Genomic DNA, 24,812 nt, shown 5'->3' with positions numbered 1-24,812 from the left:
ACCGCATGTTTGGCAAAAAGAAAGACGAACAACCGACCCAAGGTTCGACCGCGAGCCCGGCCGATGGCGACAGCAAGAATTATGCAAAGCCCGATGCGGCGGCCGCCTCGGCGCCGGCCCGCCCGGCGATGAACCCCGACATCGCCCGCCGCAGCCCGGACATGAGCGCTTTTGCGCCGCGTCCTGCCGGCAGCAGCACCAGCCCCGCCCAGCGCACCACCGCCGAGGCCGAGCAGAAGAAGCTCATCGTCGGCCGCGACATTTTCCTCAATGGCGAGATCCGCACCTGCGACAGCCTCGTCGTCGAAGGCAAGGTCGAAGCGGTGCTGTCCGATTGCCGCGCCATGGACATCGCCGGCTCCGGTGAATTCCGCGGCTCGGCCGAAATCGAATCCGCCGACATTTCGGGCCGGTTCGACGGCGACCTCATCGTGCGCCAGCGCCTCACCATCCGTGCCACCGGCAAGGTGCTCGGCAAGATCCGCTACGGCCAGCTCGAGGTCGAACGCGGCGGTGTCATCTCCGGTACCATCGAAGCGCTCGCCGACGGCGCTGCGGTTCCCCCCGCTTCCGGCAACGGCCGCTAAGCGTTAGTGCCTTTGGATCCCCGGCCGGTCGGCCGGGGGCCCGCAGGCTTCGGGGGTTCGTGCTGGGGGAGAGTGGAACGTGTATCGTTCCCAAACATTTCTTACATCAAAGCGCCGCACTGCAGTCCTGAAGACCGCGCGCGCGACCGCCCTCCCGACATTGTTGCTCGCCACAGCCGTGCTGCTCTCTGCCTGCGCCCAGACCGGCAAGGCCGTGGCACTTAACGGCGCCACCAAGCAGCCCAAGAAGCCGGCGCATGGAATCATGATGCCGGCGGCAGAAGCCGCCACGTCACCGGCGCCTGAAGTGACGGCGCCCGCGGAGACGGCACCCGCAGCGACGACACCGGCAATGCCCTCGATCGCCACCATCTGGCAAAGCGCCGACAAGCTGATGGGCCTCGCACCGGAAGAACTGCAGGCCGCCCTCGGCGCGCCGGCGCGCATCCGCGATGAAGAAACCGGACGCATCTATCAGTATATCGGCAGCGATTGCGTGCTCGACCTTTTCCTCTATCAGAGTGTCGAGGGCAGCTACCGGGTTTCCTATGCCGAGGCGCGCTCGGTGCGCGCCGACAAGAAACCGGTCGATGCATGCCTGAAATCGCTGCCGGCACCGATCGTCGCGGATAACGCACCCACGAGCTGAATATTGGCGAGCTGACTACTGGCGAGCTGATTGTCGGCCAGTTGATCCTTGGTGGCTACTTGCCGCCCTTGGCTTCGCGCCGCGCGGCCTTCTCGGCAATCCCCGAAATACCTTCGCGCGCCTTGAGGGCCGCCCAGACATCGGCGGGATCGACACCGCGATCGGACCATAGCACCAGCAGGTGATAAAGCAGGTCCGAGGATTCGGCGACCAGCGCTGCGTTGTCGCCGCGCATCGCCTCGATCAAGGCTTCGACCGCTTCCTCGCCCACTTTCTGCGCGATCTTGGCGGTACCCTTGCTGAACAGCTTGGCGGTATGCGATTGCGTCGGGTCGCCGCCCTTACGGCCTTCGATCGTCTTGAACAGACAATCGAGCACGGTGCCGTCGAGTTTATCAGCAGACATGACGCAAACCCTTACCTTTCCAGGAGATATCAGCGCTCCAGGCGCATCGCCAAACCAGCCCTCACCATATGCTCTTTTGCTTGACCAATGGTAAACGTCCCGAAATGGAAAATCGAGGCGGCCAGGACCGCCGTCGCATGCCCTTCGCGGATGCCGGCCACCAGGTCGTCGAGCGAACCCACCCCGCCAGACGCGATCACAGGTACTGTTACCGCATCGGCGATGGCGCGGGTCAGGGCCAGATTGTAGCCGGCCTTGGTGCCATCGCGGTCCATCGAGGTCACCAGCAATTCGCCGGCGCCGTTTTCCGCCATGCGTTTGGCAAATTCGACGGCATCGATGCCGGTCGGGTTGCGGCCGCCATGGGTGAAGATCTCGAATTTGCCAGGCGCCGTCTCCTTGGCGTCGATCGAGACCACGATGCATTGATCGCCGAATTTCTGCGCCGCCTGGCGCACGAAATCGGGATCGTTCACGGCCGCCGTGTTGATCGACACCTTGTCGGCACCGGCCAGCAGCAGCTTGCGGATGTCCTCCGACTTCCGCACACCGCCACCGACGGTGAGCGGCATGAAGCAGGCCTCGGCGGTCTTCGACACCACGTCATAAAGCGTGTCGCGGTTCTCGTGGCTGGCGGTGATGTCGAGGAAGGTGAGCTCATCGGCGCCGGCGGCGTCATAGAGCTTCGCCTGCTCGACCGGATCACCGGCATCGACGAGGTTGACGAAATTGACGCCCTTCACGACACGGCCGTCTTTCACATCGAGACAGGGTATGACGCGCATCTTCAGCATCACGCGCGCTCCCGAAGGAGCTGCAGTGCTTCCTTGAGATCGAGCCTGCCGTCATAGATGGCGCGGCCTGAGATGACGCCGACGATGCCGCCGCCCTTGCCGCGCGATGAGGGCAGCGCATCGAGCAAGGCGTGGATATCGTCAAGCGAGGAGACGCCGCCCGAGGCGATGACGGGGATGCTGAGCGCGGCGGCGAGTTCTGCCGTCGCTGGTACATTGACGCCCTGCAGCAGGCCGTCGCGATCGATGTCGGTATAGATGATGGCGGCAACACCGGCATCCTCGAAGCGGCGCGCGAGATCGAGCGCCGTCAGTTCCGAGGTTTCCGCCCAGCCTTCGACGGCGACCTTGCCGCCCTTGGCATCGATGCCGACGGCGATCTTGCCCGGAAAGCGCCTGCAGGCCTGCTTGACGAGGTCGGGATTCTTCAAGGCGACGGTACCGAGAATGACGCGTGCGACACCCTTCTTCAGCCAGGCCTCGATGCGGCCCATATCGCGGATCCCACCGCCCAATTGCACCGGCAGGGCGGTGGCAGCCAATATGCCTTCGACCGCCGCTTCGTTCACGGGGGCGCCGGCAAAGGCACCGTCGAGATCAACCAGATGCAACCATTCGGCCCCGGCGGCGGCAAACTGGCGGGCCTGGTCGGCGGGGTCGGTGTTGAAGACGGTCGCCTGCGCCATGTCGCCCTTGATGAGGCGCACGCATTGACCGCCCTTGAGGTCGATCGCCGGAAAAATGATCATTGGGTACCTTCCAGCGACTTCCAGAAATAGAGACCGCCGACATAGTGCCCGTCGACCTGGGCGTAGCGCGGATGCCGGCCGATCTCGTGATAGCCCAAGGCCCGGTAGAGGCTGATTGCCGCCTGCTGCGTTTCGCGCACATCGAGGTTGAGCACCTTGATATTGCGCGCGCGCGCTTCCGTCTCGACCGCTTCCGTCAACAGCCGTGCCAGACCATGGCCGCGCGCCCAGGGGGCGACGAAAGACGTGGTGAGATGAGCCGAATGGCTTTGGGCTTCGTTGTTGCGCGTCGGGCGGACCAGCTGCGCGGAGCCAGCCACGGTGCCGTCGAGCTTGCCGATGAACAGCGCGCGGTCCGGCACCAGGGTAACGCCCTTCCAGAACACTTCGAGGATGTTGCGGTGGGGCGGCTTCAGCCAGCCGAAGCCGCCGCCGGCCTCGATCGCGGCCTGGGTCGCATCGCACAGTTCTTCAAGCTCGTTGCGCTTCAATTCGGTGACAATGCTGATCGATAGATCGGCCATGGTGCGGTCCTCTGCTCCTACGGCTTCCAGCGCAGAAAATTGCCGAGCAAAGCGAGGCCGACCGCCTGGCTTTTCTCAGGGTGGAACTGCAGGCCCACCAGATTGTCGCGCCCGATGGCCGCAGCGACCGGACCGCCGTAATCGACATCGGCCAGCAGGTCCTGCGGGCGGTCGAGGAGGTAATGATAGGAGTGCACGAAATAGCCATGGGCACCCGATTTAAGCCCGGCGAAGATCGGGTGGTCGGGTCGGCGCAAATTGAGATCGTTCCAGCCCATCTGCGGAATCTTCAGCGTGGGATCGTTCGGCGTCAGCTTCACTACCCTGCCCTTGATCCAGTCCAGACCAGGATGTTCGCCATATTCGACACCGACCGTCGCCATCAACTGCATGCCGACGCAGATGCCGAGGAACGGCCGCCCCTTCACGATCACGGCTTCCGACATCGCCGCCACCACGCCGGGCACGGCTTCCAGGCCCCGTTTGCATTCGGCAAAGGCGCCAACACCGGGCAGCACGACGCGATCGGCCCGCGCGATGGCGTCCGGATCAGCGGTGACGATGACATCCTCGCCGGTTGTCCTGGCCGCAAAGGCCAGCGCCTTGGCCGCGGATCTGAGATTGCCCGCGCCGTAATCGATGACCGCGACCGTCATGGCTGCTTGGCGCGTGAGGCGACCCCAAGGCTTCCACTCAGTGTGCCCTTGGTCGAGGGCACGGAATCCGACTTGCGCGGATCGATCTCGATCGCGTGGCGCAAGGCGCGCGCCAGGGCCTTGAAGCAGCTCTCGACGATATGGTGGTTGTTCTCGCCATAGAGGTTTTCGACATGGAGGGTGAGGCCGGCATTCTGCGCGAAGGCCTGGAACCACTCCTTGAACAGCTCCGTATCCATCTCGCCCAATTTGTCGCGGCTGAAAGTCACCTTCCAGATGAGATAGGCGCGGTTCGAGGCGTCGAGGGCGACGCGGGTCAGCGTCTCATCCATCGGGATGGTCGCTTCGCCATAGCGGTTGATGCCGACGCGCTCGCCAAAAGCCTCCGGAAACGGCCAGGCCCAGCGCGATGCCGGTATCCTCGGTCGTGTGGTGATAGTCGATATGGAGGTCGCCCTTGGCATGAACCTTGATGTCCATCAGCGAATGGCGCGCGAGCTGGTCCAGCATATGGTCGAGAAAGCCGATGCCGGTCGAAATCTCCGACCGTCCCTGGCCGTCGAGATTGACCTCGACGGCGATCTCGGTTTCCTTGGTCCTGCGCTCGTTCTTGCCAATACGCATCACGAATTCCTGCCCGCTTGGGTAAAAAGGCCTTAATTGCCGGGTTCTTAGCAGCGATGAGCCGTTCTGGCCAGTGGTTAGACGCCCTCGGGCGGCCGGCACGGTCCCGGATTGCGGGCTTGATTGCCGCCAAACGTTAACCTATCTCCCCGGGTAGCCCATTCAGCCGGCCCGACGCACCCTTTCCCCGGACCTTTCGAGCCGGGCCCTTTGAGGATCATTCATGTCGCGTGATGAGAACGACAAGCATGGCCCCCTGATGCATGGCCTTGCTCCCTGGCATGGCACCACCATCCTGCTCGTGCGCAAGGGGACCGAGGTGGTCCTGGCCGGCGACGGCCAGGTGACCGTGGGACCCACGGTGATGAAATCCAACGCCAAGAAGCTGCGCCGGCTCGGCAAGGGCCAGGTGATCGCCGGTTTTGCCGGGGCGACCGCCGACGCCCTCACCCTCTTCGAGCGGCTGGAAGCGAAACTGGAGCAATACCCGGCCCAATTGGCCCGTGCCTGCGTGGAGCTGGCCAAGGATTGGCGGACCGACCGCTATCTGCGGCGCCTGGAAGCCATGATGGCGGTCGCTGACCCCAGCGTCAGCCTGATCCTGACCGGCACCGGCGACGTGCTGGAACCGGAAGACGGGCTCATCGGTATCGGGTCCGGGGGCGCCTATGCGCTGGCGGCCGCGCGCGCCCTCATTGATATCGAGGGGCTGGATGCCGAGACGATCGCCAGGCGCGCGATGAAGATCGCCGGCGATATCTGCATCTATACCAACCACAATGTCATGATCGAAAAGCTGTAAACCGATGCCCGATTCAAACGCTGCCCAGAACGCCGATCGCAAGCCATCTGCCAAGGCCGAAGAACCCTTGGTGACCTCGTCGCTGACGCCGCGCGAGATCGTCTCGGAACTCGACCGGTTCATCGTCGGCCAGAACGACGCCAAGCGCGCGGTCGCCATTGCGCTGCGCAACCGCTGGCGCCGGCAGCAGCTGGACCCTGGCATGCGCGAGGAAGTGAGCCCGAAGAACATTCTCATGATCGGGCCGACCGGTGTCGGCAAGACCGAGATCGCGCGGCGTCTGGCCAAGCTCGCCCAGGCACCGTTCCTGAAAGTGGAAGCGACCAAGTTCACGGAAGTCGGCTATGTCGGGCGCGATGTCGAACAGATCATCCGCGACCTCATCGAGATTGCGATTGCCATGTCGAAGGAGAAGATGCGCCGCCAGGTCCGCGCGAAAGCGGAAACCCTGGCCGAGGAACGTGTCCTCGATGCGCTGGTCGGCGAAGGCTCGGGTCCTGAGACCCGCGCCAAGTTCCGCCGCATGCTGCGCGCGGGCGAGCTCGACGACAAGGAGATCGAACTCAGTGTGAAGGATAGCGGTGCGGCATCCATGCCGACCATCGACATCCCCGGCATGCCCGGCGCCTCGATGGGCATGATCAATCTGAACGAGATGCTGGGCAATGTCATGGGCGGCCGCACCAAGACGCGGCGCATGAACGTCTCCGATTCCTACGAAGTGCTGCTGTCGGAAGAAGCCGACAAGCTGCTCGACCAGGAGAAGGTGACGGCTGAGGCGATCCGCGCGGTCGAACAGAACGGCATCGTGTTCCTCGATGAGATCGACAAGATCTGCGCACGCTCCGAACGGGCCGGCGCCGATGTCAGCCGCGAAGGCGTGCAGCGCGATCTGCTGCCGCTCATCGAAGGAACGCAGGTGGCGACGAAGTATGGTCCGGTGAAAACCGACCACATCCTGTTCATCGCCTCGGGCGCCTTCCATTTGGCGAAGCCCAGCGATCTGCTGCCGGAATTGCAAGGCCGCCTGCCGATCCGCGTCGAGCTGGATGCGCTGACCAGAGAAGATCTGCGCCGCATCCTCACTGAACCGGAAGCCAGCCTCATCAAGCAATATGTGGCGCTGCTCGGCACCGAAGGTGTGACGCTCGACTTCACCGATGACGCCATCGATGCGCTGGCGGACCTCGCAACCGACATCAACACCTCGGTCGAAAACATCGGTGCGCGACGCCTGCACACGGTGCTGGAACGGTTGCTGGAGGAAGTGAGCTTCACCGCCTCCGAGATGACCGGCAAGACCATCACCATCGACGGCGCCTATGTGCGCGACCGCGTGGCCCCGCTCGCCAAGAACACGGATCTCTCGAAGTTCATTCTGTAGCGCGCTTTCCACCTACGCTGAAACGTCGGCGATAGTCGCTGGGCGTCAGGCCCATGCTGGCCTGGAAGACCTTGGTGAAGGCGCCGGCGTCTTCATAGCCGACGCGCCAGGCGATCTGGTCGACCTTGTGGTTGGTGAGTTCCAGCATCTCGCGAGCCTTGGCGATGCGCAGGAGCTGCAGATAGCGGGTGGGATTGAAACCCGTGGCCTTCTGAAAGCGGCGCAGGAACGTGCGCTCACCCAGTTTCGCCTGAGCAGCCATCTGCGGCAGGGTCAACTTCTCCGCCGCATGGCGCTGCAGCCAATGCTGCACTTTGAGGATTGCCGCGTCGCCATGGGCGAGCTTCGGGCTGACGGCGGAATAGAAACGCTGCTCGCGCCCCGCCGCATCCACCAGGAAGAAGCGTGCGACGCTGAGCACGATGGCCGGGCTGATAAAGCGCTCGATGATCTTGAGCCCCAGTTCCACCCAGGCCATGACACCGCCCGCGGTGATGATGTCGCCATCCTCGATCAGCAGCTTGTCGCCATCGACCGCGATCTCGGGGAAACGGGCCTGCAGTTTCTCGGCCAGCGACCAATGGGTGGTGGCTGGGCGCCCGTCGAGGAGGCCCGCCTCGGCCAGCAGGAAGGCGCCGGCGCAGACCGAGGACATGACCGCGCCCTTGCCATGCTGGTGTTTCAGGAAGCGCAGCAGCGGCGCCCCTTGCGCGGTCCAGACCGGGTCGCCGAGGCAGGGCGGCAGAATGAGCACGTCGAGCAGTTTGGGTATGGCGTCGGGCGCGGTGAAGCCCCGGGTGACCCGGCCTTCCGCGCCCTGGACCCAATGGCTTACCCGCAAGGTGGGCACGTCACGAAGCCCTTCTTCGGCGCAGAGCCGGTTGGCGGTGAGGAACATGTCGGTGAGACCATGCAGCGCCGCCGCCTGCGCACCTGGATAAGCGAGGATGCCGATATCGATGAATCTGGCCCGGGATGTCACGGGGGTTGTCATTTGTCAGTTTTAACCAGATCTATGTCAGTTCCGCCAATGGGCAGGATGGGCGGATCCGGCTAAGAAAGCCAGATCGAAACGCAACCACCCAGGTCAGGAGCTATCCGACATGAGCAAGAACGGCCTTCTCGTCGTCGACGTGCAGAACGATTACTTCCCCGGCGGCCGCTGCGTCCTCAGCGATATGGACAAGGCCAGCGACAATGTGGCGAAGCTCATCGCCGCCGCCCGCGCCGGCGGCCATCCGGTCTTCCACGTGCAGCACATCATGGAAGAAGCCGGCTCGCCCTTCTTCACCAAGGGCACGGATGGTGCCGAGATTCATGCCAAGACAAAGCCGGCTGCGGGCGAAGCCCTGGTGGTGAAGAGCGAGGTGAATGCCTTCCTCGGCACCGACCTCAAGGCCAGGCTCGATGCGGCCGGCGTCAAAGACCTCATCGTTTGCGGGGCCATGAGCCATATGTGCGTCGATGCGGCGACGCGTGCCGCTTCTGATTTCGGTTACCAGGTGACACTGGCACATGATGCCTGTGCGACACGCGATGCGGACTTCAACGGCATCGCGGTGCCGGCGGCCCAGGTGCATGCCGCCTTCATGTCGGCCCTCGGCTCCTATGCCAAGGTCGTATCGACGGCGGATGTCATCAACACTACTCTGAAGGCAGTGTAAGATTCCGCCACGCCATTGAGGGACGCATGCGATGAGCACGATCAAGACCAAGGACGGTACCGAGATCTATTACAAGGATTGGGGTACGGGACAGCCCGTCGTCTTCGCCCATGGCTGGCCGCTCAGCTCGGACAGCTGGGAAGCGCAGATGCTGCATGTCGCCAACAATGGCTACCGCGCCATCGGCCATGATCGTCGCGGCCATGGCCGCTCGACCCAGAGCTGGGCCGGCAACGACATGGACCATTATGCCGACGATCTCGCAGCGCTCATCGAGCAGCTTGATCTGAAAGACGTCATTCTGATCGGCTTCTCGACCGGCGGCGGCGAGATCACCCGCTATATTGGTCGTCATGGCACAAAGCGCGTCGCCAAGGCCGTGCTGGTCTCGGCGGTGCCGCCGCTCATGGTGAAGACGGCGGCCAATCCCGGCGGCCTGCCGATCGATGTCTTCGATGGCATCCGTGCAGGGAGCCTCAAGGACCGCTCGCAGCTCTACCAGGACATCGCGAGCGGGCCGTTCTTCGGCTACAACCGCCCCGGCGCGAAGCCCAGCCAGGGGGCGATCGATTCCTTCTGGCTCCAGGGCATGATGGGCGGCCACAAGAACACCTTCGACAGCATCAAGGCGTTCTCGGAAACCGACTTCACCGAGGATCTGAAAAAATTCGACGTGCCGACGCTCATCATCCATGGCGATGACGATCAGATCGTGCCGATCGACGCCGCGGGCCGCGCCTCACATAAACTGGTGAAGGGCTCGACCCTGAAGGTCTATCCCGGCGCCCCGCACGGCATCACGGAGACCCACAAGGACCAGCTTAACGCGGATCTGCTCGCCTTCATCAAATCCTGATGATGGTCAGCCAGCGGCAGCGATAGGTGCTGCCGCGGCGCTGACCTGGGCTTCCAGCTGATCCACCAGTTCCTTGGGCAGATTGAGCTTGGCGCTCAAGGCCGAGATATAGGCCTTCTCGCGCACGTCATCGGGATCGATGGCGAGGCGGGAGGCGAGCCAGATTTCGGCGGCCTGCTCCGGGCCGTTCGGCAAGGCCGCGATCGCCTCGAGATTGGCCGGACGGCCGAGTTCGTCGAACACGAAGGCCTTGGCCTCGGCGTCGAGGCCAAGCTCCTCGATCCGCGCAAAAAGCTGGGTCTGTTCCTGGGCGTCGATATGCCCGTCTGCCTTGGCGGCTGAAATCATCGCGCGCACCAAAGCGAGGGCGAAGGGCCTTCCGTCGCTGGAGATGCCGTGGGCAGGGTCGAACGGGCTGTCGACCGGTGCCGGCAGGACCGGAACACCGGCCGCGGGGACGCTGCTGCGTGCGGCTGGTGCCGGCACCGGCGCGCCCTGCTTCTGCTGATAGTTCTGCCACGCCTTGTAGGCAAGGCCGCCGAGGACCGCCGCACCGCCATAGCCGAGCAGGCCGCCGCCGATCTTCTTGGCCTTCTTGGACCCGAGCAGCAGGCCGATCAGACCACCGGTGGCGGCGCCGGCCGCGAAGGTGCCGGCCTTCTGCCGGTTGATGCCACCCAGCAAATCCCCGACGCCCGTGCGACCCATGCCGGCCGAAGCCGACCCATTCCCCAGGAAATCTTCCAGCAACCGCTTCGGATCGAACACGCGCTACCTCCGGCCATGATCACATCAAGAGGTATCCAGATAGGGTTGCCGGCCGGTTGTTCAACCGGGAAAACAGGGTGCTTCGAACGCGAGCCGGACCGGCACTGGACAGCCGGGTGTGAGTGGGGAGGCAGAACGTTCACTCCCTGCCCCTAATCCGTGACATTGCGCGCGCCGCCGCAAGAAAAGACTTGTCGGCCAACCTCCTCTACTCCTAGGAATTGTCGAGGCAATTGTCAGGGAAATTACCTGCTGATGTAGAAATCCGGGTTTGCGCATGGAATTGGTTAACACGCGGACCGGCGCGGCCGGTCGCAGACATGGACAGATCAAGAGATGGTCGGACGTGCCGGAGACTGGCTTGCAACGCGACGGTAAAAATCCCGAGGCCGTGGTCGGCGCCTGCCCGGAGGACCCGCAGCAGGCGCTGTTGTGGGAAGAACGGCGTCTGGCTGCCTTGCACCACAGCGGCATCCTCGATACCGAGAGCGAGCCGAACTTCGACGACCTCACCGCCCTTGCCGCCCAGATCTGCGAAACGCCGCTGTCGCTGGTCTGTTTCGTCGACCGCGATCGGCTGTGGTTCAAATCCTTCCATGGCGGCAACCTCAAGGAGTATCGGCGGACAAGATCGTTCTGTGATCATGCCATCCGCGCGCCGGGCATCTTTGAAGTCTCTGACCTGGCGTCGGATACCAGATTCCAGGATGAGGAGCTGGTGAGCGATTGCGGCTTCCGCTTCTATGCCGCGGCGCAGATCAAATCCCGCGATGGAGAAATCCTCGGCACGTTCTCGGTCCTGGATCACCGGCCGCATTCGCTCAGCGACGCACAACGCGCGGCACTGACCCGCCTCGCCAATCAATGCAGCGACCAGATCGCCTTGCGCAGCCTGCTGCGCGAGCGGGAGCTGGAGATATCGACACGCACCCAGGCCTTGCGCGCCACCGAGGCGCGATTGAGCGCCTTCATGCAACATGCGCCCATCACCATGTCGGTGAAGGACCTCGACGGCCGCTACCTGATGGTCAACCATGCCAGCGAGCGGTTCTATGGCCTGCCCGCCGAGCAGATTCTCGGCCGCCGGATCACCGATATCGAACCATCGAAGGGCGGGCCCACCGTCGTCCAGTTGGAGACCGAGATGCGCGCCCTCGGCGCATCGGTGACGCGGGAGATCTGCTACGAGCGCGATGGCGGCAAGCGCTGGTACCGCGACATCAAGTTCCCCGTGCCTGACGAGCATGGCGCGATCGTCGCCATCGGCGGCATCGGCGTCGAGATCACCGCGGCCAAGCTGGCGGAGGAAGAGCTGATCGAGGCCAAGGAACATGCCGAGGCGGCCAATCAGGCGAAGTCGCAGTTCCTGGCCAATATGAGCCATGAATTGCGCACGCCGCTGAATGCCATTCTCGGCTTCTCGGAAATTCTGTCGCGCGATTCACTGGGGCCGATCAGCGCCGAAAAGACCCGCGCCTACGCCGCCGACATTCACGAGAGCGGGCGCCTGCTGCTCAACATCATCAACGATATCCTCGATCTCTCCAAGGTCGAGGCCGGCCGCATGGTGCTGAGCGAGGCGCCCTGCAACCTCTTCGAACTGACGCGCCACGCCCCTCAATCTGGTCGCCAATGCTGCCCAGACCAAGAATTTGAAACTGATCAATGCCGTTCCGGAATCGCTGCCGCAGGTTCTGGCCGACGAACGGGCGCTGACCCAGATCCTGCTCAACCTCGTCAACAATGCGGTGAAGTTCACCTTGCCCGGCGGCGAGGTCAAGGTCGAGGGCGCGCTGGTCAATCAGGGCGATGTCGGCGAGGGCGTCGTCCTTGCCGTTTCCGATACCGGTATCGGGATCGCCAGCGAGGACATTCCGTTGGTGTTCTCGGCCTTCGGCCAGGTCGAGGATGCGTTCGTGCGTGGCCATGAAGGTGCCGGTCTCGGCCTGCCGATCGCGCGCGCCCTCGCTGAGGTACAGGGCGGCAGGCTCGATCTTCACAGCCGCATCGGGGTGGGGACGCGGGTCACCTTGTGGTTGCCGAAGACGCGCATCATCCAGGGATGATACGCGCCTTCGCTGGTGCCACGCGCGATTACGGCTGGTAGCTGATCTGCACGAAATCGTCGAGCTGGTCGAGATTGCTCCAACCCTGGTTCTGGATGCCGTCAAGCTCGACCGAGCTGCCATTGGCAAACTTGATCAGCACGTCGCCATCATCGGTCGAGGTGACCGTGACGCCGGGTGCGTTGGCATCGGCCAGGCCTTCGAGCACGAGAGCTTCCATCGAGACATCGAGGTCGGCGATGATGTCGTGGCCGTCCAGCATCGTATCGACATAGAAGGTATCGTCGCCGGCGCCGCCCTTCATCACGTCCGAGCCTTCTTCGCCGAACAGGCGGTCATTGCCGTCGCCGCCGGAGAGAGCGTCGTCGCCGGCTTCGCCGTAAAGATCATCATTGCCGCCGCCACCGCTGAGCTCGTCGTTGTTCTCCTCGCCATAGAGGCGATCATTGCCGGCGCCGCCATCGAGGAAATCATTGCCAAGCCCGCCATAGAGCCGGTCCTGGCCCTCATCACCGAACAGCTTGTCGTCACCGGCATCGCCGAACAGGCGATCATTCTCGGTGCCGGCATGAATCGTCATTGCCGCTGCCGCCATAGAGCCAGTCATAGCCGGCGCCACCGAACAGCAGATCGTTGTCGCCATCGCCATAGAGATAGTCGTCGCCAAGGCCGCCATCGATCGTGTCGTTGCCGCTGCCGCCATGGAGATTGTCATTGCCGCTGGCGGGTCCGGCGACCGGGCTCGGCGGCACATTGCTGTCGCCGAAGATGGTGTCGTTGCCGGTGCCGCCCCAGATATTGTCGTCGCCATGCCCGCCGATCAGCAAATCATTGCCGGCCGCGCCGTCGATGGAGTCGTTGCCCGACCCACCATCGACGGTGTCATTGCCACCGCCGGCATTGACCGTGTCATGGCCGCCCAGGGCGTAGATCGTGTCGGCGGCATTGGTGCCATTGATGGTCTCGGCGCCGTTGGTGCCGTAGATCGGGAAATAATAGGGGTAATAGGGTTCCGGATACTGACCGATCGGGGTCGTGCCGGTGTTGGTGACCAGAGCCATGATATCCTCCGCAAGGTCGGCGCTGAGGGGCGGTAGCGCCGGAACCGTTACAGCTTGGTCACCCCGGCGCCCTGGAATGTTCGCCGGGTTTGCGTGACGGTCATCACGAATCCACCCGGACCGCGGGGGATTCGCCCCAGATTCGACGCCCTCCGCATGCCTCGGCCCATTAGACAAGCGCCGCCTTATCCGCTATCAGGGCGGCCATGTCGCAAAAAGACCCCCAATCGGACCCAAAAGACGCCGCCGAAAGCGCCGCCGCCGGCGAATCGCCGATCCTCTCGGCCCGTTCCATCGCGCTCGACCTCATGGATGCCGGGTTCCGGCTCCGGAAGCCTCTGGACGAGGCGCTGGGCGAACATGCCGAACTCGACGAGCTCGCGCCGCGCGACCGGCAATTCGTGCGCGCCCTGGTCGCCACCACCTTGCGTCACATGGGGCAGATCGACCATGCCCTGGGCCAATGCCTGGAAAAGCCCCTGCCGGCGCGCGCGCTCATCGTGCGCAACATCCTGCGCTTAGGGGCGGCCCAGATCATGTTCCTCTCCACCGCACCCCATGCCGCCGTCGACACCATGGTGACGCTCGCCGCCCAGCGCGGCGAGACCGGTTTCAAGGGCCTCATCAACGCGGTGCTGCGCCGCATCTCGCGCGATCCCCAGGCTTATCTCGCCTCCGCCCCGGCCGGCGCCGTCAGTCTCCCTGACTGGCTGTGGCAGAGCTGGGTCAAGGCCTATGGCGTCGCCAAGGCAACGCAGATCGCGACCGCCCATCTCTACGAACCGCCGCTCGATTTCTGCTGCAGGCGACCGGCCGAGGCCGATTACTGGGCGAGCCAGCTCCATGCCCGCACCATGTCGCTGCCCGGCACCCTGCGCCGCCCGGTGGCGTCGGAAGGTGGCGAGCGGTTGCACCAGCGGGTCGAAGACCTGCCGGGTTATGCCGAGGGTGCCTGGTGGGTGCAGGATCTCGCCGCGCAGATTCCAGCGCGCCTCCTTGGCAATGTGGCTGGCCAGCGCGTGATCGATCTCTGTGCCGCCCCCGGCGGCAAGACCGCGCAATTGGCGGCGGCGGGTGCCCAGGTGACGGCGCTCGATCGGTCACGGCCGCGCCTCGCACGGGTGAAGGAAAATCTCGACCGCCTGCGGCTCCATGCCGAACTGGAAGCGGCCGATGCGGCGCTGTGGGATCGCGGCCGCGATTTCGACGCCGTGCTGCTGGATGCGCCCTGCTCGGCCACCGGCACCATCCGCCGTCATCCGGATGTCGCCTGGCTCAAGGATCCGCGCGATCTCAACAAGCTCACGGCGACCCAGGACCGTTTGCTCGACAAGGCCGTCTCCCTTCTGCGGCCCGGCGGCACGCTCATCTTCTGTACCTGCTCGCTGCAGCCGGAAGAAGGTCCCGATCGCGTGGAAGCCTTGCTGGCGCGCCAGACGGGCCTCAAGCGCGACCGCATTCATACCGAGGAAGTGGGCGGCCTGTTCGAGCTCATCTCGCCCGCCGGTGACTTCCGCTCGCTGCCCTGCCATCTCGCCGACCAGGGCGGCCTCGATGGATTCTTCGCCGCGCGCATCATCAAGGCCGGTTGATCCGTCCCGCTTCTTTGCGGGAACCACTCCGCCCGTCACCAGTTTATTCACGGCTATCGGACATGAGATGTGCCATTGGCGCGGCAAGCAGCCGCGGCGAGCGGACGATTTTGACCTCGAAAGACGGAGAATTTTCATGCGCTATGGATTGTTGTGGCTGCTGGGCGTGCCCATCCCCGTTCTCATCCTGATCTGGTTCTTCTTCCGCTGATATCCGGGCTGGTGGAACCGAAGTGACGCCCCTCCGTTGATTGGGACGTGCACAGGGTGCATTTGACGCGGAGGACGAAAGATGGAGACCAAGCAATTTGATGCCGCCATGCAGGACGTTGCCAAGGTCTATGGCAGCCCGGCGGATCTGCTGGCCGATGATGATCTGACGCGCCCGCAGAAGCTGAAGCTGCTGCAGCAATGGGATTACGATCTCGGCCTGTTGCTGGTGGCGGCGGAAGAGAACATGGCCGGACCTGATTCCGGCAAGACCTCCGAACGTTTGCGCACCGTGCGCGAGGCCATCAAGCTGCTGGGCGTCGCAGCGGATCCGGCGGAGACGGCCTCATCGCCCAACAAGATGGGGACCGCCAACATTCCCGAGGCCGATACCATGGAACCAAAGCGCAAGGTGCGCATTGATACCCTGAGAGAATTCTGACGACCCCTAGTTTGCCAGCGAGCCATTACCTCATTCCCGCCCAGGACCTCCCGGGCGGGATTTTCTTTACGGCCAGTTCAGGATGACCTTGCCCGACTGACCCGACAGCATGGTCTGGAACCCCTCGGCATAGGCGCTCAAGGGAAACTGGTGGGTGAGGATCGGGTTGAGGTTGAGGCCGGATTGCAGCATGGCGATCATCTTGTACCAGGTCTCGAACATCTCGCGGCCATAGATGCCCTTGATCTCCAGCCCCTTGAAGATGACGTTGTTCCAGTCGATCACCGTCTGGCTGGGCGGAATGCCGAGCAGCGCCACCTTGCCGCCATGGTTCATCACATCGAGCAGGCCCGCAAAGGCCGACGGCACGCCGGACATTTCCATGCCGACATCGAAGCCCTCGACCATGCCAAGCTCGGCCATCACATCGGTCAGCTTCTCCTTGGTCACATTGACGGCGCGGGTGGCGCCCATCTTGTGGGCAAGGTCCAGCCGGTAATCATTGACGTCGGTAATGACCACATGGCGGGCGCCGACATGCTTGGCGATCGCCACCGCCATGATGCCGATGGGTCCCGCGCCGGTGATCAGCACATCCTCGCCGACCAGGTTGAAGGACAGCGCCGTGTGGGTCGCATTGCCATAAGGATCGAAGATCGCCGCGAGATCGTCGGCGATGTTGTCGGGGATCTTGAAGGCATTGACCGCCGGCAGCGCCAGGAACTCGGCAAAGGCGCCCGGCCGGTTGACGCCGATGCCGAAGGTGTTGCGGCACAGATGCCGCCTGCCGGCACGGCAATTGCGACAATAGCCGCAGGTCACGTGACCTTCGCCGGACACCCGGTCGCCGATCTCGAAGTCGCGCATTTCCTGGCCCATGGCGACGATCTCGCCGACATATTCATGGCCGACATGCATGCCGAGCGGCACGGTCTTCGCCGCCCATTCGTCCCATTTCCAGATATGGATGTCGGTGCCGCAGATGGCGGTCTTCTTGATGCGGATGAGGACATCGTTATGCCCGACCTCGGGCTTCGGCACATCGGTGAGGGTGAGGCCGGGCCCGGCCTTTTCCTTGACGAGCGCTTTCATGATGCAGACTCCTTAAATTGCGCCGAGCTCTTTGCCGACCTTGGCAAAGGCAGCAATGACCTGGTCGATATCGGCGGAACTGTGGGCGGCGGACATCTGCGTGCGGATGCGCGCCTGGCCCTTGGGCACCACGGGATAGGAAAAGCCGATGACATAGATGCCTTGCCTGAGCAGCGCCTCGGCCATGGCGGAAGCGAGTTTCGCATCGCCCAGCATGACCGGGATGATCGGATGCTCGCCCGGCACGAGGCGGAAGCCGAGCTGGCTCATGGCGTCGCGGAAATGCCTGCCATTGCGGGCAAGCGTCGCGCGCAGCTCGGCGCCCTCCTCGCTGTCGATGAGTGCCAGGCAGGCGCTGGTTGCCGCGACGATCGCCGGCATCAGGGAATTGGAGAAGAGATAGGGGCGCGAGCGCTGGCGCAGGAGATCGATGACCGGTTTCCGGCCCGCGATATAGCCGCCCGAGGCACCGCCCAGGGCCTTGCCGAAGGTGCCCGTGAAAATGTCGATCTTGCCCTGAACGCCATTGTGTTCGCCGGAGCCCCGGCCGGTCTCACCCACAAAACCCACCGCATGGCTGTCATCGACCATGACCAGGGCGTTGTAGCGCGCGGCGAGGTCGGTAATGCCCTTCAGATCGGCGATGATGCCGTCCATCGAGAAGACGCCGTCCGTGGCGATGAGCTTGAAGCGGGCACCCGCTGCATCCGCTTCCTTCAGCTTCGCTTCGAGATCGGCCAAGTCGTTATTGGCGTAGCGGAAACGCTTGGCTTTGCACAGACGGATGCCATCGATGATCGAGGCGTGGTTGAGGGCATCGGAGATGACGGCGTCTTCTTCCCCCAGCACCGTCTCGAACAGGCCGCCATTGGCATCGAAGCAGGAGGAATAGAGGATCGTGTCCTCGGTGCCGAGGAAGCGGGAAATCTCCGCCTCCAGCGCCTTGTGCAGATCCTGGGTCCCGCAGATGAAGCGCACCGACGCCATGCCGAAGCCATGATCGTCGAGCGCCCGCTTGGCGGCCTGGATGAGGCGCTGGTCATTCGCCAGGCCCAGATAATTGTTGGCGCAGAAATTGAGCACCTTGCGGCCGCCCTCAAGCGCGATGTCGGCGCCCTGGGGCGTCGCGATCACGCGCTCGCCCTTCCAGAAGCCGTCGGCCCGGATACCATCCAGGATGCCGCTGATATGGCTGATAAAATCCACGGCCATCGATCCTATTCTCCCCTCAGACCCGAGGGCGGCATGATCCCGCATCGCGGGAGCGATGCAAATGACTTTTGCGAACGCAGTCCCCGGCCCGAAACGCATTCTACCGAACCCGTATTGCCGGACCCCTTCTGCCTGGCCCCTTCTCCCAGGCCCCTTCTCCCAGACATATGCGCGACTTTAGTCAGATTGATCTGCCCATCGGGAAACGATAGAAAAGACCATGTATCCACGCAGCACCGATATGACGCTGATGTTCGGCCGTTGCTTGCCGAGCACGCGGGCGGTTTATGAATACTGGGACGGCAAGCGTGCCGGGCGGCGGATGCCCTCGCGCCGGGATATCGACCCCATCGAGATGAAGCCGTGGCTTGCCAACATGCAGCTGATCGATATCAGCCATAACCCGCGGCGCATGGTCTATCGGCTGGTGGGTGAACTTGACGTGGCTTTCCGGGGTTTCAACCCGACCGGCCGTACGGTCGAGGAATGCTGCATCGGCATGAGTGTCGATGAGACACTGAAGAATTTCGACATCGTCATCACGGAGCGGACCCCGCTCTATGATTGGTCCGACTATCTCAGCAAATCCGGTTTCCTGCGCAGCCAGGAGGAACTCTTGTTGCCGCTCTCCGATGACGACGAAACGGTCAACATGGTGATGACCTTCGCCGAAGTGGATACCAAGAAATAGCCTTCGCGATCAGTTCTCGGCGCTGCGACCCAGGCTCTTCGCCATCACCAGATAAAGCTTGCCGACATCGGCGGTGATGATCGCGGCGTTGAGCACCGCCTCCGGATCGGCCTTGGCCGATTGCGTGAGCAGATCCTCGAACTTCTTGATGTAGCGGTCGACGATGTCATGGAACCTTTCGTCGCGCTGGTAGCGCTGCTCGATCGCCGGGATGACGTAAGAGTCCTTGTTGCGGAACAGGCGCCTTGCAAAGATCGAGCGGTCGCCCTCGCGGTAGCGCTTCCAGATATCCTCCGGGATCTCGTTGTCGAGCAATGAGTGGATATCGAGGGCCAGCCCGTTCAACTCCTCGATCATCACCGAGGCTGCGCGCAGGAAGCTGTCGCGGGTCGAATTGTTCTGGGTCTCGCGCAGCCTGTCGATGCGCTCCAGCGCGATCTGCGAGGTCTTGGCCAGCTCCAGGCTTTGCCCGCGGAAGGTCTCGCCCAGTTCGGCGGCCTTGGCCTGTGCCAAATCGAGCGCGCGGCCGAAGCCTTCGGCCTGCCGCTCGAAACTCTGCCCGATGGCACCCACGCGCCCGGCGGCATTTTCGGCCGCCCGGCTCATCGATTCGATGCGCTTGTCGATATCGGTGCCAAGGCCAGCGAGATGCTGGTTCATGCGCGCTGCCGCCTGGGCCAGCGATTCAACCTGGCGATTGAGGATCTCGCTCGCCTGCTGCGCATCGCCGCGCGCACCTTCGGCGCTGGCCTTTGCCGACAGGGCGGCGTCGGAGAATTCCTTGGCCTGGGCACGCAATTGGGCGCGCACCTGCTCCGCCATGTCATGGACCTTGACCGAGAGGTCGGAGAGCTCGGTGATCTGTTCGGCGACCGCGGCCTTGACGCCGCTCACCTGCTGCGCCGCCTTCTTGGTCACCTGCGACAAGGCCTCGGCGCCGTCGCGGAACAGCTGGATCGTGTCCTTGGCCTGGCGCGCGCTTTCCGCCGTGGTCGCGCGCAGGAACTCGCCCAGATTCTGGGCGGAGATGTTGAGCGTCGAGAGCTGGTGCTGGCCTTCCTTGCCGACCGCCGACAACTGCTCGACGCGCTGGCCCAGGGTGACGTTGAGCTGCTGCTGGCGCCCCACGGCCTGATCCGTGATGGTGGAGAGGATCTCGGCCTGGGCTGCCAGGGACCGGCCCATCTGCTCCAGTTTCTCGCGCGCCATTTCGGAGGCTTCCGACAATTGCCGCGCATGGCCCTCATAGAGGCTGGCCAGCTCCGCCGTGCGCTTGCCGCCTTCCTCGGTGGCGGCTTTCACCAACTCGCCCTGACGGGCGACGTCCTGATGCAGCAAGGCCGATTTCTCCAGCGCCCGACTGGCGACTTGCTCCAGGGCGGTGAGGCCGTCGCGCATCTGCTGCTGCAATTCGCCGGCTGTGCCGGAGGCCTTGGTCGCCGCTTCGCGCAGGGTATCGGCCTCGGTGCGGAAGACCGTGCCGATCACGCGCGCCTCGACCTCGACCTTCTGCGTCACGGCCGACAATTCCTCGATCTGCGTCTGCAGCGCATTGCGGATCTCGGTCGTCGCTGCCTGGGTGCGGCTGAGCGCACCGGCGAGGTCGTCATTCTGGCGCATCAGCGTCTGGCCCAGTTCGATGGCCTGCAGCCCCGCCGTCTCCGTGGCGGCCTTCAAGTTGGCGGCGTTCTTCTGCACGATCGCCTGCAGCGCGTCGGCCAGATCGCTCGCCTGGCGCTGCATGACGCGGCCGGCTTCAAGCGCCCGCTCGTTGATCTCGAGCCCGGCGAGATTGGCATGCTTGGCCTGTTCCGCCAGCAGGCCGCCTGTTCCGCGGCCTTGCCCAGGGTCACGGCCTGGTCATCGGCACTGGCATGGAGCCGGTCGCTTTGAGCGATGACATCGCTGAAACGCTGGTTGATCTCGGCATATTGATCGGCGAGGCGCGCCCGCACGGTGTCGCCGGCGCGCTCGCCCGCGCTGGCCAGGGATTCGCCGTGCTGGGCGGTCACTTCCTCGAAGCGCCTGGTGCTGTCCGCCATCATGGCGGCGAGATTTTCCGCCTGGACGCGGGCCGCGGCGCCCAGGCCTTCGGTCTGCTGCACGGCCGCTGCGGTGGCGGCGGCGATCTCCTGCGCCTGCAGCCGCAGGGCACCCGCGAAATGTTCGGCGGCACTCTTGGACGCGGCGATGAGCTCGTCGCGCTGGGCGTGGGTGACGCCTTCGAGGGCGGCCGAGCGGCTGGCGACGGCTTCCGCCGCCGACACGAATTCATCGGCCTGGCGGCGGAGGATATCGCGGAACCCTTCGGCGGCGGCCGAGGCCGATTCCACCAACTGGTCGCGCTGGCTGAGGATGGTGCCGTCCAAGGCCGTGGTGCGGGTGATGAGGGTGGCGGTGAGGCCCTCCATGCCGGAGATCTGCCGTTCGATTTCGCCTTTGAGGCGCGCGATGGCGCCGTCACCGGCGCTCTGCACGGCACCCGCCATGGCGAGGCTTTCGGCGGCGACGGCCTCGCCCAATTCCTTCACCTTGGCGCCAAGATCCGCCGACATCTGGGTGAGCCTGTCGCCATGGGCGGCAAGTTCGGCGCGCACCAGATCGCTGGCGGCGGCACCTGCCTCGGCCAGGCGTGTGCGCTGTTCCAGCATGGCGCCTTCCAGGGCTTCGGCGCGTTCCAGCACTTCGGTCACATTGCCGGTGATCGCCGCCTCGTTCACGCGCATGCGCTCGCCGACGGCATCGGCATGGGCATTCATCGCTGCTTGCTGGCGCTCGATTTCGGCGCGCAGCCGCTCGAGCGCGCGGTCGGTATTGGCCTGCAGGGAAGCGGCAAGATTGCCGCTCTCAGTGCCGACCGTGGTGCTGAGCAGGGCGACCTTGGCGGCAAGCCCCGCGGCCATTTCGTTGAGGCTCTCGGCATGGGTCGCCAATTCGGCGCGGATGAGATCGCTGGCGGCCGAGCCGGCCTCGGCGAGGCGCCCGCGCTGTGCCGCCATGGCGGCTTCCAGTGCCGTGGCGCGTTCCAGCACCTCGTTCACATTGGCGGTGATGGCGGTCTCGTTGGCCCGCATCCGGTCACCGACATTGTCGGCGTGCATGTTCATGGCGGCCTGCTGGCGCTCGATCTCGCCGCGCAGCTTGGCCAGGGCCTGGTCGCCTGCCGCCTGCAGCGCGTTGGTGAGGGCGAGACCTTCCGCATCGACGGCACTGCTGAGCAAAGCCACCTTGGCGGCAAGGCCCGCGGCCATTTCGTTGAGGCTGGCGGCATGGTTGTCGAGTTCGCTGCGCACCTTGCCGCTCGCCTCGGCACCGGCTTCCAGCAGGCGCTCGCGCTGCGAAGCGATGGTCGCATCCAGGGCCTTGGTTTCGGCGACGATGGCCGCGACGCTCGTCGTCACGGCGGTTTCGTTCTCGCGCAGGCGTTGCGCGAGGCGCTCGGCGGCTCGGTCGGCCGCCTGCTCGAGCAGATGACCCTGGGCGTCGATCGCGGTGCCGAGGCGACGGCTGGCGGCATCCTGGGCATCGGACAGGACCACCAGGCGTTCCTCCTGGCGCTTCAACAGCGTCGCAAAGCGTTCAGCATGGCTTTCGGCAGCGGTATCGAGCTGCCCGGTGGCGGCTTCGACGGCCTGGACGATGGTCGTCTGGCGCAACTCGTTGGCGGCACTGAGCTCGGCGATCTTCGCCGTTTCCGCATCGATGTGCTGACGCAGGCGCTGGGCCGCGGCATCTGCGGCAAGCGCCAGGCGCTGGGCCTGGGAATCGACCTTGGTCACCAGGGACGCGGTCTGTTCGCCGGTGGTGCCGGCAACCGCCTCGATCTCCTTCAGCATTTCCGAGAAACGCTGGCCGATCTGCTCGCCGACACGGCCAGTGGCGTCGGTGAAATCATTGGCCTCGGCGCGGAGCGCCGTCTTCACGGCCTGGTTCTGCTCGCTGATCTTGTCCATGAGGGCGCGGATCATGGTCGCGGTGTCGCCCGACATGCGGTCAAGCGACTGGCGGAACTGGTCGGCGGCGGTGAGGGCGGCACTGGTCAGTCGCTCCGCCTGGCTGCGCGTGGTTTCCTCCAGCGCCGCATTGTCACTGCGCGCACGGGTCGAGCTTTCCGCGACGATGTCGCCGATGCGGTTGAGCGAGGTCACGAAATCCTCGGCCAGGGTCTTGGCGGCGGCGACCGAGAGATCGCCTTCTTCACGCATCTGGCGCTGGATCTCGGCCGTCTTGCGCATGACTTCGCCGACTGTCGCGGTGGCCGTGGCGGAGACCAGCTCGTGGTGACGGCGCAAGGTGTTGGCGAAACGCTCGGCGCTGGCCTCGGCCTGGTCGTGCATTTCCCGGCTCTGGCGTTCGATGGCGGCCAACACGGCGCTGATGCGCGTCTCGGTGGCGGCGGTGGCGGCCATGATGCCCGCCTGCTCGGCTTCCGAGCGCGCGCCCAATGTCTCGTTGGCGCTTTCGAAGCTGCGATCCAGCGCGGCGAGATGCCCCGCCATGTGCTGGTCGAGCTGGCGATAGCGCTCAGTGGCTTTCTCTTCCGCCTGGTGCAGGGCGTTGATCTCGGTCGCGATCTCGCCGCGCATCAGGGCAAACGCGTCGGTGGTGCGTTCGGCAAGGCGCGCCGCCTGGGCGGTGAGGGCTGCCTGCAATTCCTCGCCGGCATCGAGCGCCTGGACCTTGGCCGCGTTGATCCCCTGCAATTGCAGCGCCAAACCTTGTGCCACTTCATTGGCATGGCGGCCGGCCTGGGCGGTGATTTCCACGACCACCTTGCGCAAGGCGTTTTCGGCCTCGGCGCTGTTGCGCTTGCCGGCCTCGATGGCTTCGCCGGTCTCGTGCGCCAGGCGTTCCAACTGGTGATTGAACTCCTTGGTGGTGCGGCCAAGGATTTCGCTGATGCTGGCCAGTTGCTGATCGCCCGCATCGGCCAAGGCCTTGCCTTCGCGCCGCGCCGCTTCGCCCGCTTCGTCCAACCGGCGGCCGATGCCGGTCAGCTCGTTGCGCAGACCGAGCGTCGCCTTCTCGGCGCTGTCGGCCAGGATCTCCGCCTGTCGCTCCACGGCGTCACGCACGGACGAGCCATGATCGAGCACACGGTCGAGAATGGCGCTGATGTCGCGGCGCCGTTCCTCGAACACCGCGACGATCCGGTCGGCGGAATCGACGGCGATCTGCTGCAGGGCCTCGCTTTCCTGTTCGCCGGCCCGCGTGAGGGCACCCTTCTGCTCAGCGAGGGTCGCCTGCATCTCGGCCAGCAACTGCCGCTGGCTGGCAAGCTGTGCCTCAACCGCGCGGGTTTCGGCACGGGCGGCTTCGGCGGCGTGGTCGAGATCGCCGCGCTGATGCTGGAAGCGGTTCTCGATCTGCGACAAGGCTGCCGCCGCATCCTCGGTCGCGGCCTTGAGTTCAATCGTCTGGCGGCGGATCGCATCGGCCACCGTGCTGACGCGTTGCTCCGCCTGCGGATTGGGGTAGGTCAGCATGTTGAGCTGCTGAGCAAGGAGTGCTGTCTGGCGTTCGAGATCGCGCCCGCGCATCACATAGCCGATCACCACCCAGACGAAGACCGCCGGGGCGAACAAGGCGATGATGATCTGGGCCAGTTCCGAGGGGAGCAGATCCTGGAGGTTGTCGAGGCCAACGGCATCGGCCACATGCCAGCCATAGACCAGGAACCAGGCCAGGGTAAGGGCCGCCCCCAGGATGACGGCATGCTTGTGGTGCCGGGTGTTCGGATCGCCGCCCGCAGCCGCCTTGAGCAGGCCGCGCGCCGTGCCGGTTTCCTGATCCCCTTTACCCATGACAAACCCCTTGAAGCACCCTGACTCGCCGCCTGATTCGACGGGCACATGCTGCATCTAGGCCGCGCTGGCCCTGCAGCCCCTACCCATAGCTCAGGCGGTAAATGAAAGGATGACTCTAAGCCATTGTTCCGACACGTGCAATTCCCGGCGCGTGACAAGGCCGTAAAAAGCAACAG

Annotated in this window: 24 protein-coding genes and 1 pseudogene; 12 read left to right on the top strand and 13 right to left on the bottom strand. The window is 64.5% G+C overall.

All coding sequences use genetic code 11. The annotated features are described in order from the left end of the window. The first annotated feature begins 128 nt into the window (after positions 1 to 128). Both IPK59_13850 and IPK59_13845 read left to right on the top strand, forming a co-directional pair. Complete coding sequence (locus IPK59_13850; GenBank protein MBK8159793.1) at positions 129 to 587, top strand: polymer-forming cytoskeletal protein; 459 nt, start codon at positions 129 to 131, stop codon at positions 585 to 587. A 79-nt stretch (positions 588 to 666) separates the two neighbouring features. Beyond that, the gene (locus IPK59_13845; GenBank protein ID MBK8159792.1) at positions 667 to 1,236 is read left to right on the top strand and encodes a hypothetical protein; all 570 of its coding nucleotides are present in this window, start codon (positions 667 to 669) and stop codon (positions 1,234 to 1,236) included. Between the two features lie 55 nt (positions 1,237 to 1,291). Here IPK59_13845 and IPK59_13840 read toward each other — a convergent pair whose 3' ends face one another. The 6 genes and pseudogenes from IPK59_13840 to hisB form a co-directional block, all read right to left on the bottom strand. Then, on the bottom strand, positions 1,292 to 1,642 hold the full coding sequence (locus tag IPK59_13840; protein ID MBK8159791.1) for a phosphoribosyl-ATP diphosphatase: 351 nt from the start codon (positions 1,640 to 1,642) through the stop codon (positions 1,292 to 1,294). Between the two features lie 29 nt (positions 1,643 to 1,671). Then, positions 1,672 to 2,436, bottom strand: coding sequence for an imidazole glycerol phosphate synthase subunit HisF (hisF, locus tag IPK59_13835; GenBank protein MBK8159790.1), 765 nt, complete (start codon positions 2,434 to 2,436; stop codon positions 1,672 to 1,674). Further along, entirely contained in the window at positions 2,436 to 3,185 is a 750-nt protein-coding gene (gene hisA, locus IPK59_13830) for a 1-(5-phosphoribosyl)-5-[(5-phosphoribosylamino)methylideneamino]imidazole-4-carboxamide isomerase (GenBank protein ID MBK8159789.1), read from the bottom strand. Before hisA ends, hisF begins: the two co-directional genes overlap by 1 nt. Further along, a complete protein-coding gene (locus tag IPK59_13825) occupies positions 3,182 to 3,709 on the bottom strand; it encodes a GNAT family N-acetyltransferase (protein MBK8159788.1) in 528 nt (175 codons plus the stop codon). The genes hisA and IPK59_13825 overlap by 4 nt, the downstream gene beginning before the upstream one ends. A gap of 17 nt (positions 3,710 to 3,726) precedes the next feature. Further along, on the bottom strand, positions 3,727 to 4,365 hold the full coding sequence (gene hisH / locus IPK59_13820) for an imidazole glycerol phosphate synthase subunit HisH (GenBank protein MBK8159787.1): 639 nt from the start codon (positions 4,363 to 4,365) through the stop codon (positions 3,727 to 3,729). Beyond that, positions 4,362 to 4,989: pseudogene (gene hisB, locus IPK59_13815) on the bottom strand (imidazoleglycerol-phosphate dehydratase HisB). The gene hisH and the pseudogene hisB overlap by 4 nt, the downstream one beginning before the upstream one ends. A gap of 259 nt (positions 4,990 to 5,248) precedes the next feature. On the opposite strand from hisB, the gene hslV reads away from it, so the two are divergent. Continuing rightward, positions 5,249 to 5,791 (top strand): ATP-dependent protease subunit HslV, encoded by a 543-nt coding sequence (gene hslV / locus IPK59_13810; protein MBK8159786.1) that lies wholly within the window; start codon positions 5,249 to 5,251, stop codon positions 5,789 to 5,791. Positions 5,792 to 5,795: 4 nt separating this feature from the next. Next, positions 5,796 to 7,175: an ATP-dependent protease ATPase subunit HslU gene (hslU, locus tag IPK59_13805; GenBank protein ID MBK8159785.1), complete on the top strand. Its 1,380-nt coding sequence runs from the start codon at positions 5,796 to 5,798 to the stop codon at positions 7,173 to 7,175. Here the strand turns inward: hslU and IPK59_13800 are convergent. Beyond that, positions 7,165 to 8,169, bottom strand: coding sequence for a GlxA family transcriptional regulator (locus IPK59_13800; protein MBK8159784.1), 1,005 nt, complete (start codon positions 8,167 to 8,169; stop codon positions 7,165 to 7,167). The two genes, hslU and IPK59_13800, sit on opposite strands and share 11 nt — an antisense overlap. Positions 8,170 to 8,278: 109 nt before the next feature. Here IPK59_13800 and IPK59_13795 point away from each other — a divergent pair, with 109 nt between their 5' ends. Together IPK59_13795 and IPK59_13790 are read left to right on the top strand one after the other, a co-directional pair. After that, positions 8,279 to 8,839, top strand: coding sequence for a cysteine hydrolase (locus IPK59_13795; protein MBK8159783.1), 561 nt, complete (start codon positions 8,279 to 8,281; stop codon positions 8,837 to 8,839). A 31-nt stretch (positions 8,840 to 8,870) separates the two neighbouring features. Beyond that, positions 8,871 to 9,695: an alpha/beta hydrolase gene (locus tag IPK59_13790; protein MBK8159782.1), complete on the top strand. Its 825-nt coding sequence runs from the start codon at positions 8,871 to 8,873 to the stop codon at positions 9,693 to 9,695. Between the two features lie 6 nt (positions 9,696 to 9,701). On the opposite strand, the gene IPK59_13785 is transcribed toward IPK59_13790, so the two are convergent. Then, entirely contained in the window at positions 9,702 to 10,403 is a 702-nt protein-coding gene (locus tag IPK59_13785; protein ID MBK8159781.1) for a tellurite resistance TerB family protein, read from the bottom strand. 337 nt (positions 10,404 to 10,740) lie between these two features. Here IPK59_13785 and IPK59_13780 point away from each other — a divergent pair, with 337 nt between their 5' ends. Continuing rightward, complete coding sequence (locus IPK59_13780; GenBank protein ID MBK8159780.1) at positions 10,741 to 12,393, top strand: PAS domain S-box protein; 1,653 nt, start codon at positions 10,741 to 10,743, stop codon at positions 12,391 to 12,393. Beyond that, complete coding sequence (locus tag IPK59_13775; GenBank protein MBK8159779.1) at positions 12,380 to 12,529, top strand: ATP-binding protein; 150 nt, start codon at positions 12,380 to 12,382, stop codon at positions 12,527 to 12,529. The genes IPK59_13780 and IPK59_13775 overlap by 14 nt, the downstream gene beginning before the upstream one ends. A 28-nt stretch (positions 12,530 to 12,557) precedes the next feature. On the opposite strand, the gene IPK59_13770 is transcribed toward IPK59_13775, so the two are convergent. Next, on the bottom strand, positions 12,558 to 13,205 hold the full coding sequence (locus tag IPK59_13770) for a calcium-binding protein (protein ID MBK8159778.1): 648 nt from the start codon (positions 13,203 to 13,205) through the stop codon (positions 12,558 to 12,560). Positions 13,206 to 13,796: 591 nt separating this feature from the next. Between IPK59_13770 and IPK59_13765 the strand changes: the two genes are divergently transcribed. The 3 genes from IPK59_13765 (at position 13,797) to IPK59_13755 (ending at position 15,834) form a co-directional block, all read left to right on the top strand. Next, entirely contained in the window at positions 13,797 to 15,182 is a 1,386-nt protein-coding gene (locus tag IPK59_13765) for a methyltransferase domain-containing protein (GenBank protein ID MBK8159777.1), read from the top strand. A 67-nt stretch (positions 15,183 to 15,249) separates the two neighbouring features. Beyond that, entirely contained in the window at positions 15,250 to 15,393 is a 144-nt protein-coding gene (locus tag IPK59_13760; protein MBK8159776.1) for a hypothetical protein, read from the top strand. Between the two features lie 81 nt (positions 15,394 to 15,474). Beyond that, a complete protein-coding gene (locus IPK59_13755; GenBank protein MBK8159775.1) occupies positions 15,475 to 15,834 on the top strand; it encodes a hypothetical protein in 360 nt (119 codons plus the stop codon). Positions 15,835 to 15,900: 66 nt separating this feature from the next. Here IPK59_13755 and tdh read toward each other — a convergent pair whose 3' ends face one another. Together tdh and IPK59_13745 are read right to left on the bottom strand one after the other, a co-directional pair. Beyond that, positions 15,901 to 16,926 (bottom strand): L-threonine 3-dehydrogenase, encoded by a 1,026-nt coding sequence (gene tdh, locus IPK59_13750; GenBank protein ID MBK8159774.1) that lies wholly within the window; start codon positions 16,924 to 16,926, stop codon positions 15,901 to 15,903. A gap of 12 nt (positions 16,927 to 16,938) precedes the next feature. After that, positions 16,939 to 18,138 (bottom strand): glycine C-acetyltransferase, encoded by a 1,200-nt coding sequence (locus IPK59_13745; GenBank protein ID MBK8159773.1) that lies wholly within the window; start codon positions 18,136 to 18,138, stop codon positions 16,939 to 16,941. Between the two features lie 220 nt (positions 18,139 to 18,358). Between IPK59_13745 and IPK59_13740 the strand changes: the two genes are divergently transcribed. Continuing rightward, complete coding sequence (locus tag IPK59_13740) at positions 18,359 to 18,829, top strand: PAS domain-containing protein (GenBank protein MBK8159772.1); 471 nt, start codon at positions 18,359 to 18,361, stop codon at positions 18,827 to 18,829. Positions 18,830 to 18,838: 9 nt separating this feature from the next. On the opposite strand, the gene IPK59_13735 is transcribed toward IPK59_13740, so the two are convergent. Both IPK59_13735 and IPK59_13730 read right to left on the bottom strand, forming a co-directional pair. Next, the gene (locus IPK59_13735) at positions 18,839 to 20,572 is read right to left on the bottom strand and encodes a hypothetical protein (GenBank protein ID MBK8159771.1); all 1,734 of its coding nucleotides are present in this window, start codon (positions 20,570 to 20,572) and stop codon (positions 18,839 to 18,841) included. Beyond that, positions 20,503 to 24,633 carry a hypothetical protein gene (locus IPK59_13730; GenBank protein MBK8159770.1) on the bottom strand — a complete coding sequence of 1,377 codons (4,131 nt, stop codon included), beginning with the start codon at positions 24,631 to 24,633 and terminating at the stop codon, positions 20,503 to 20,505. Before IPK59_13730 ends, IPK59_13735 begins: the two co-directional genes overlap by 70 nt. Positions 24,634 to 24,812: the final 179 nt, after the last annotated feature.

The sequence above is a fragment of the Rhodospirillaceae bacterium genome, from assembly GCA_016712715.1.
Lineage (GTDB): Bacteria > Pseudomonadota > Alphaproteobacteria > Dongiales > Dongiaceae > Dongia.
The sequence above is the reverse complement of the archived record's forward strand: the minus strand, read 5'-3'. Positions and strand labels throughout refer to the sequence as shown.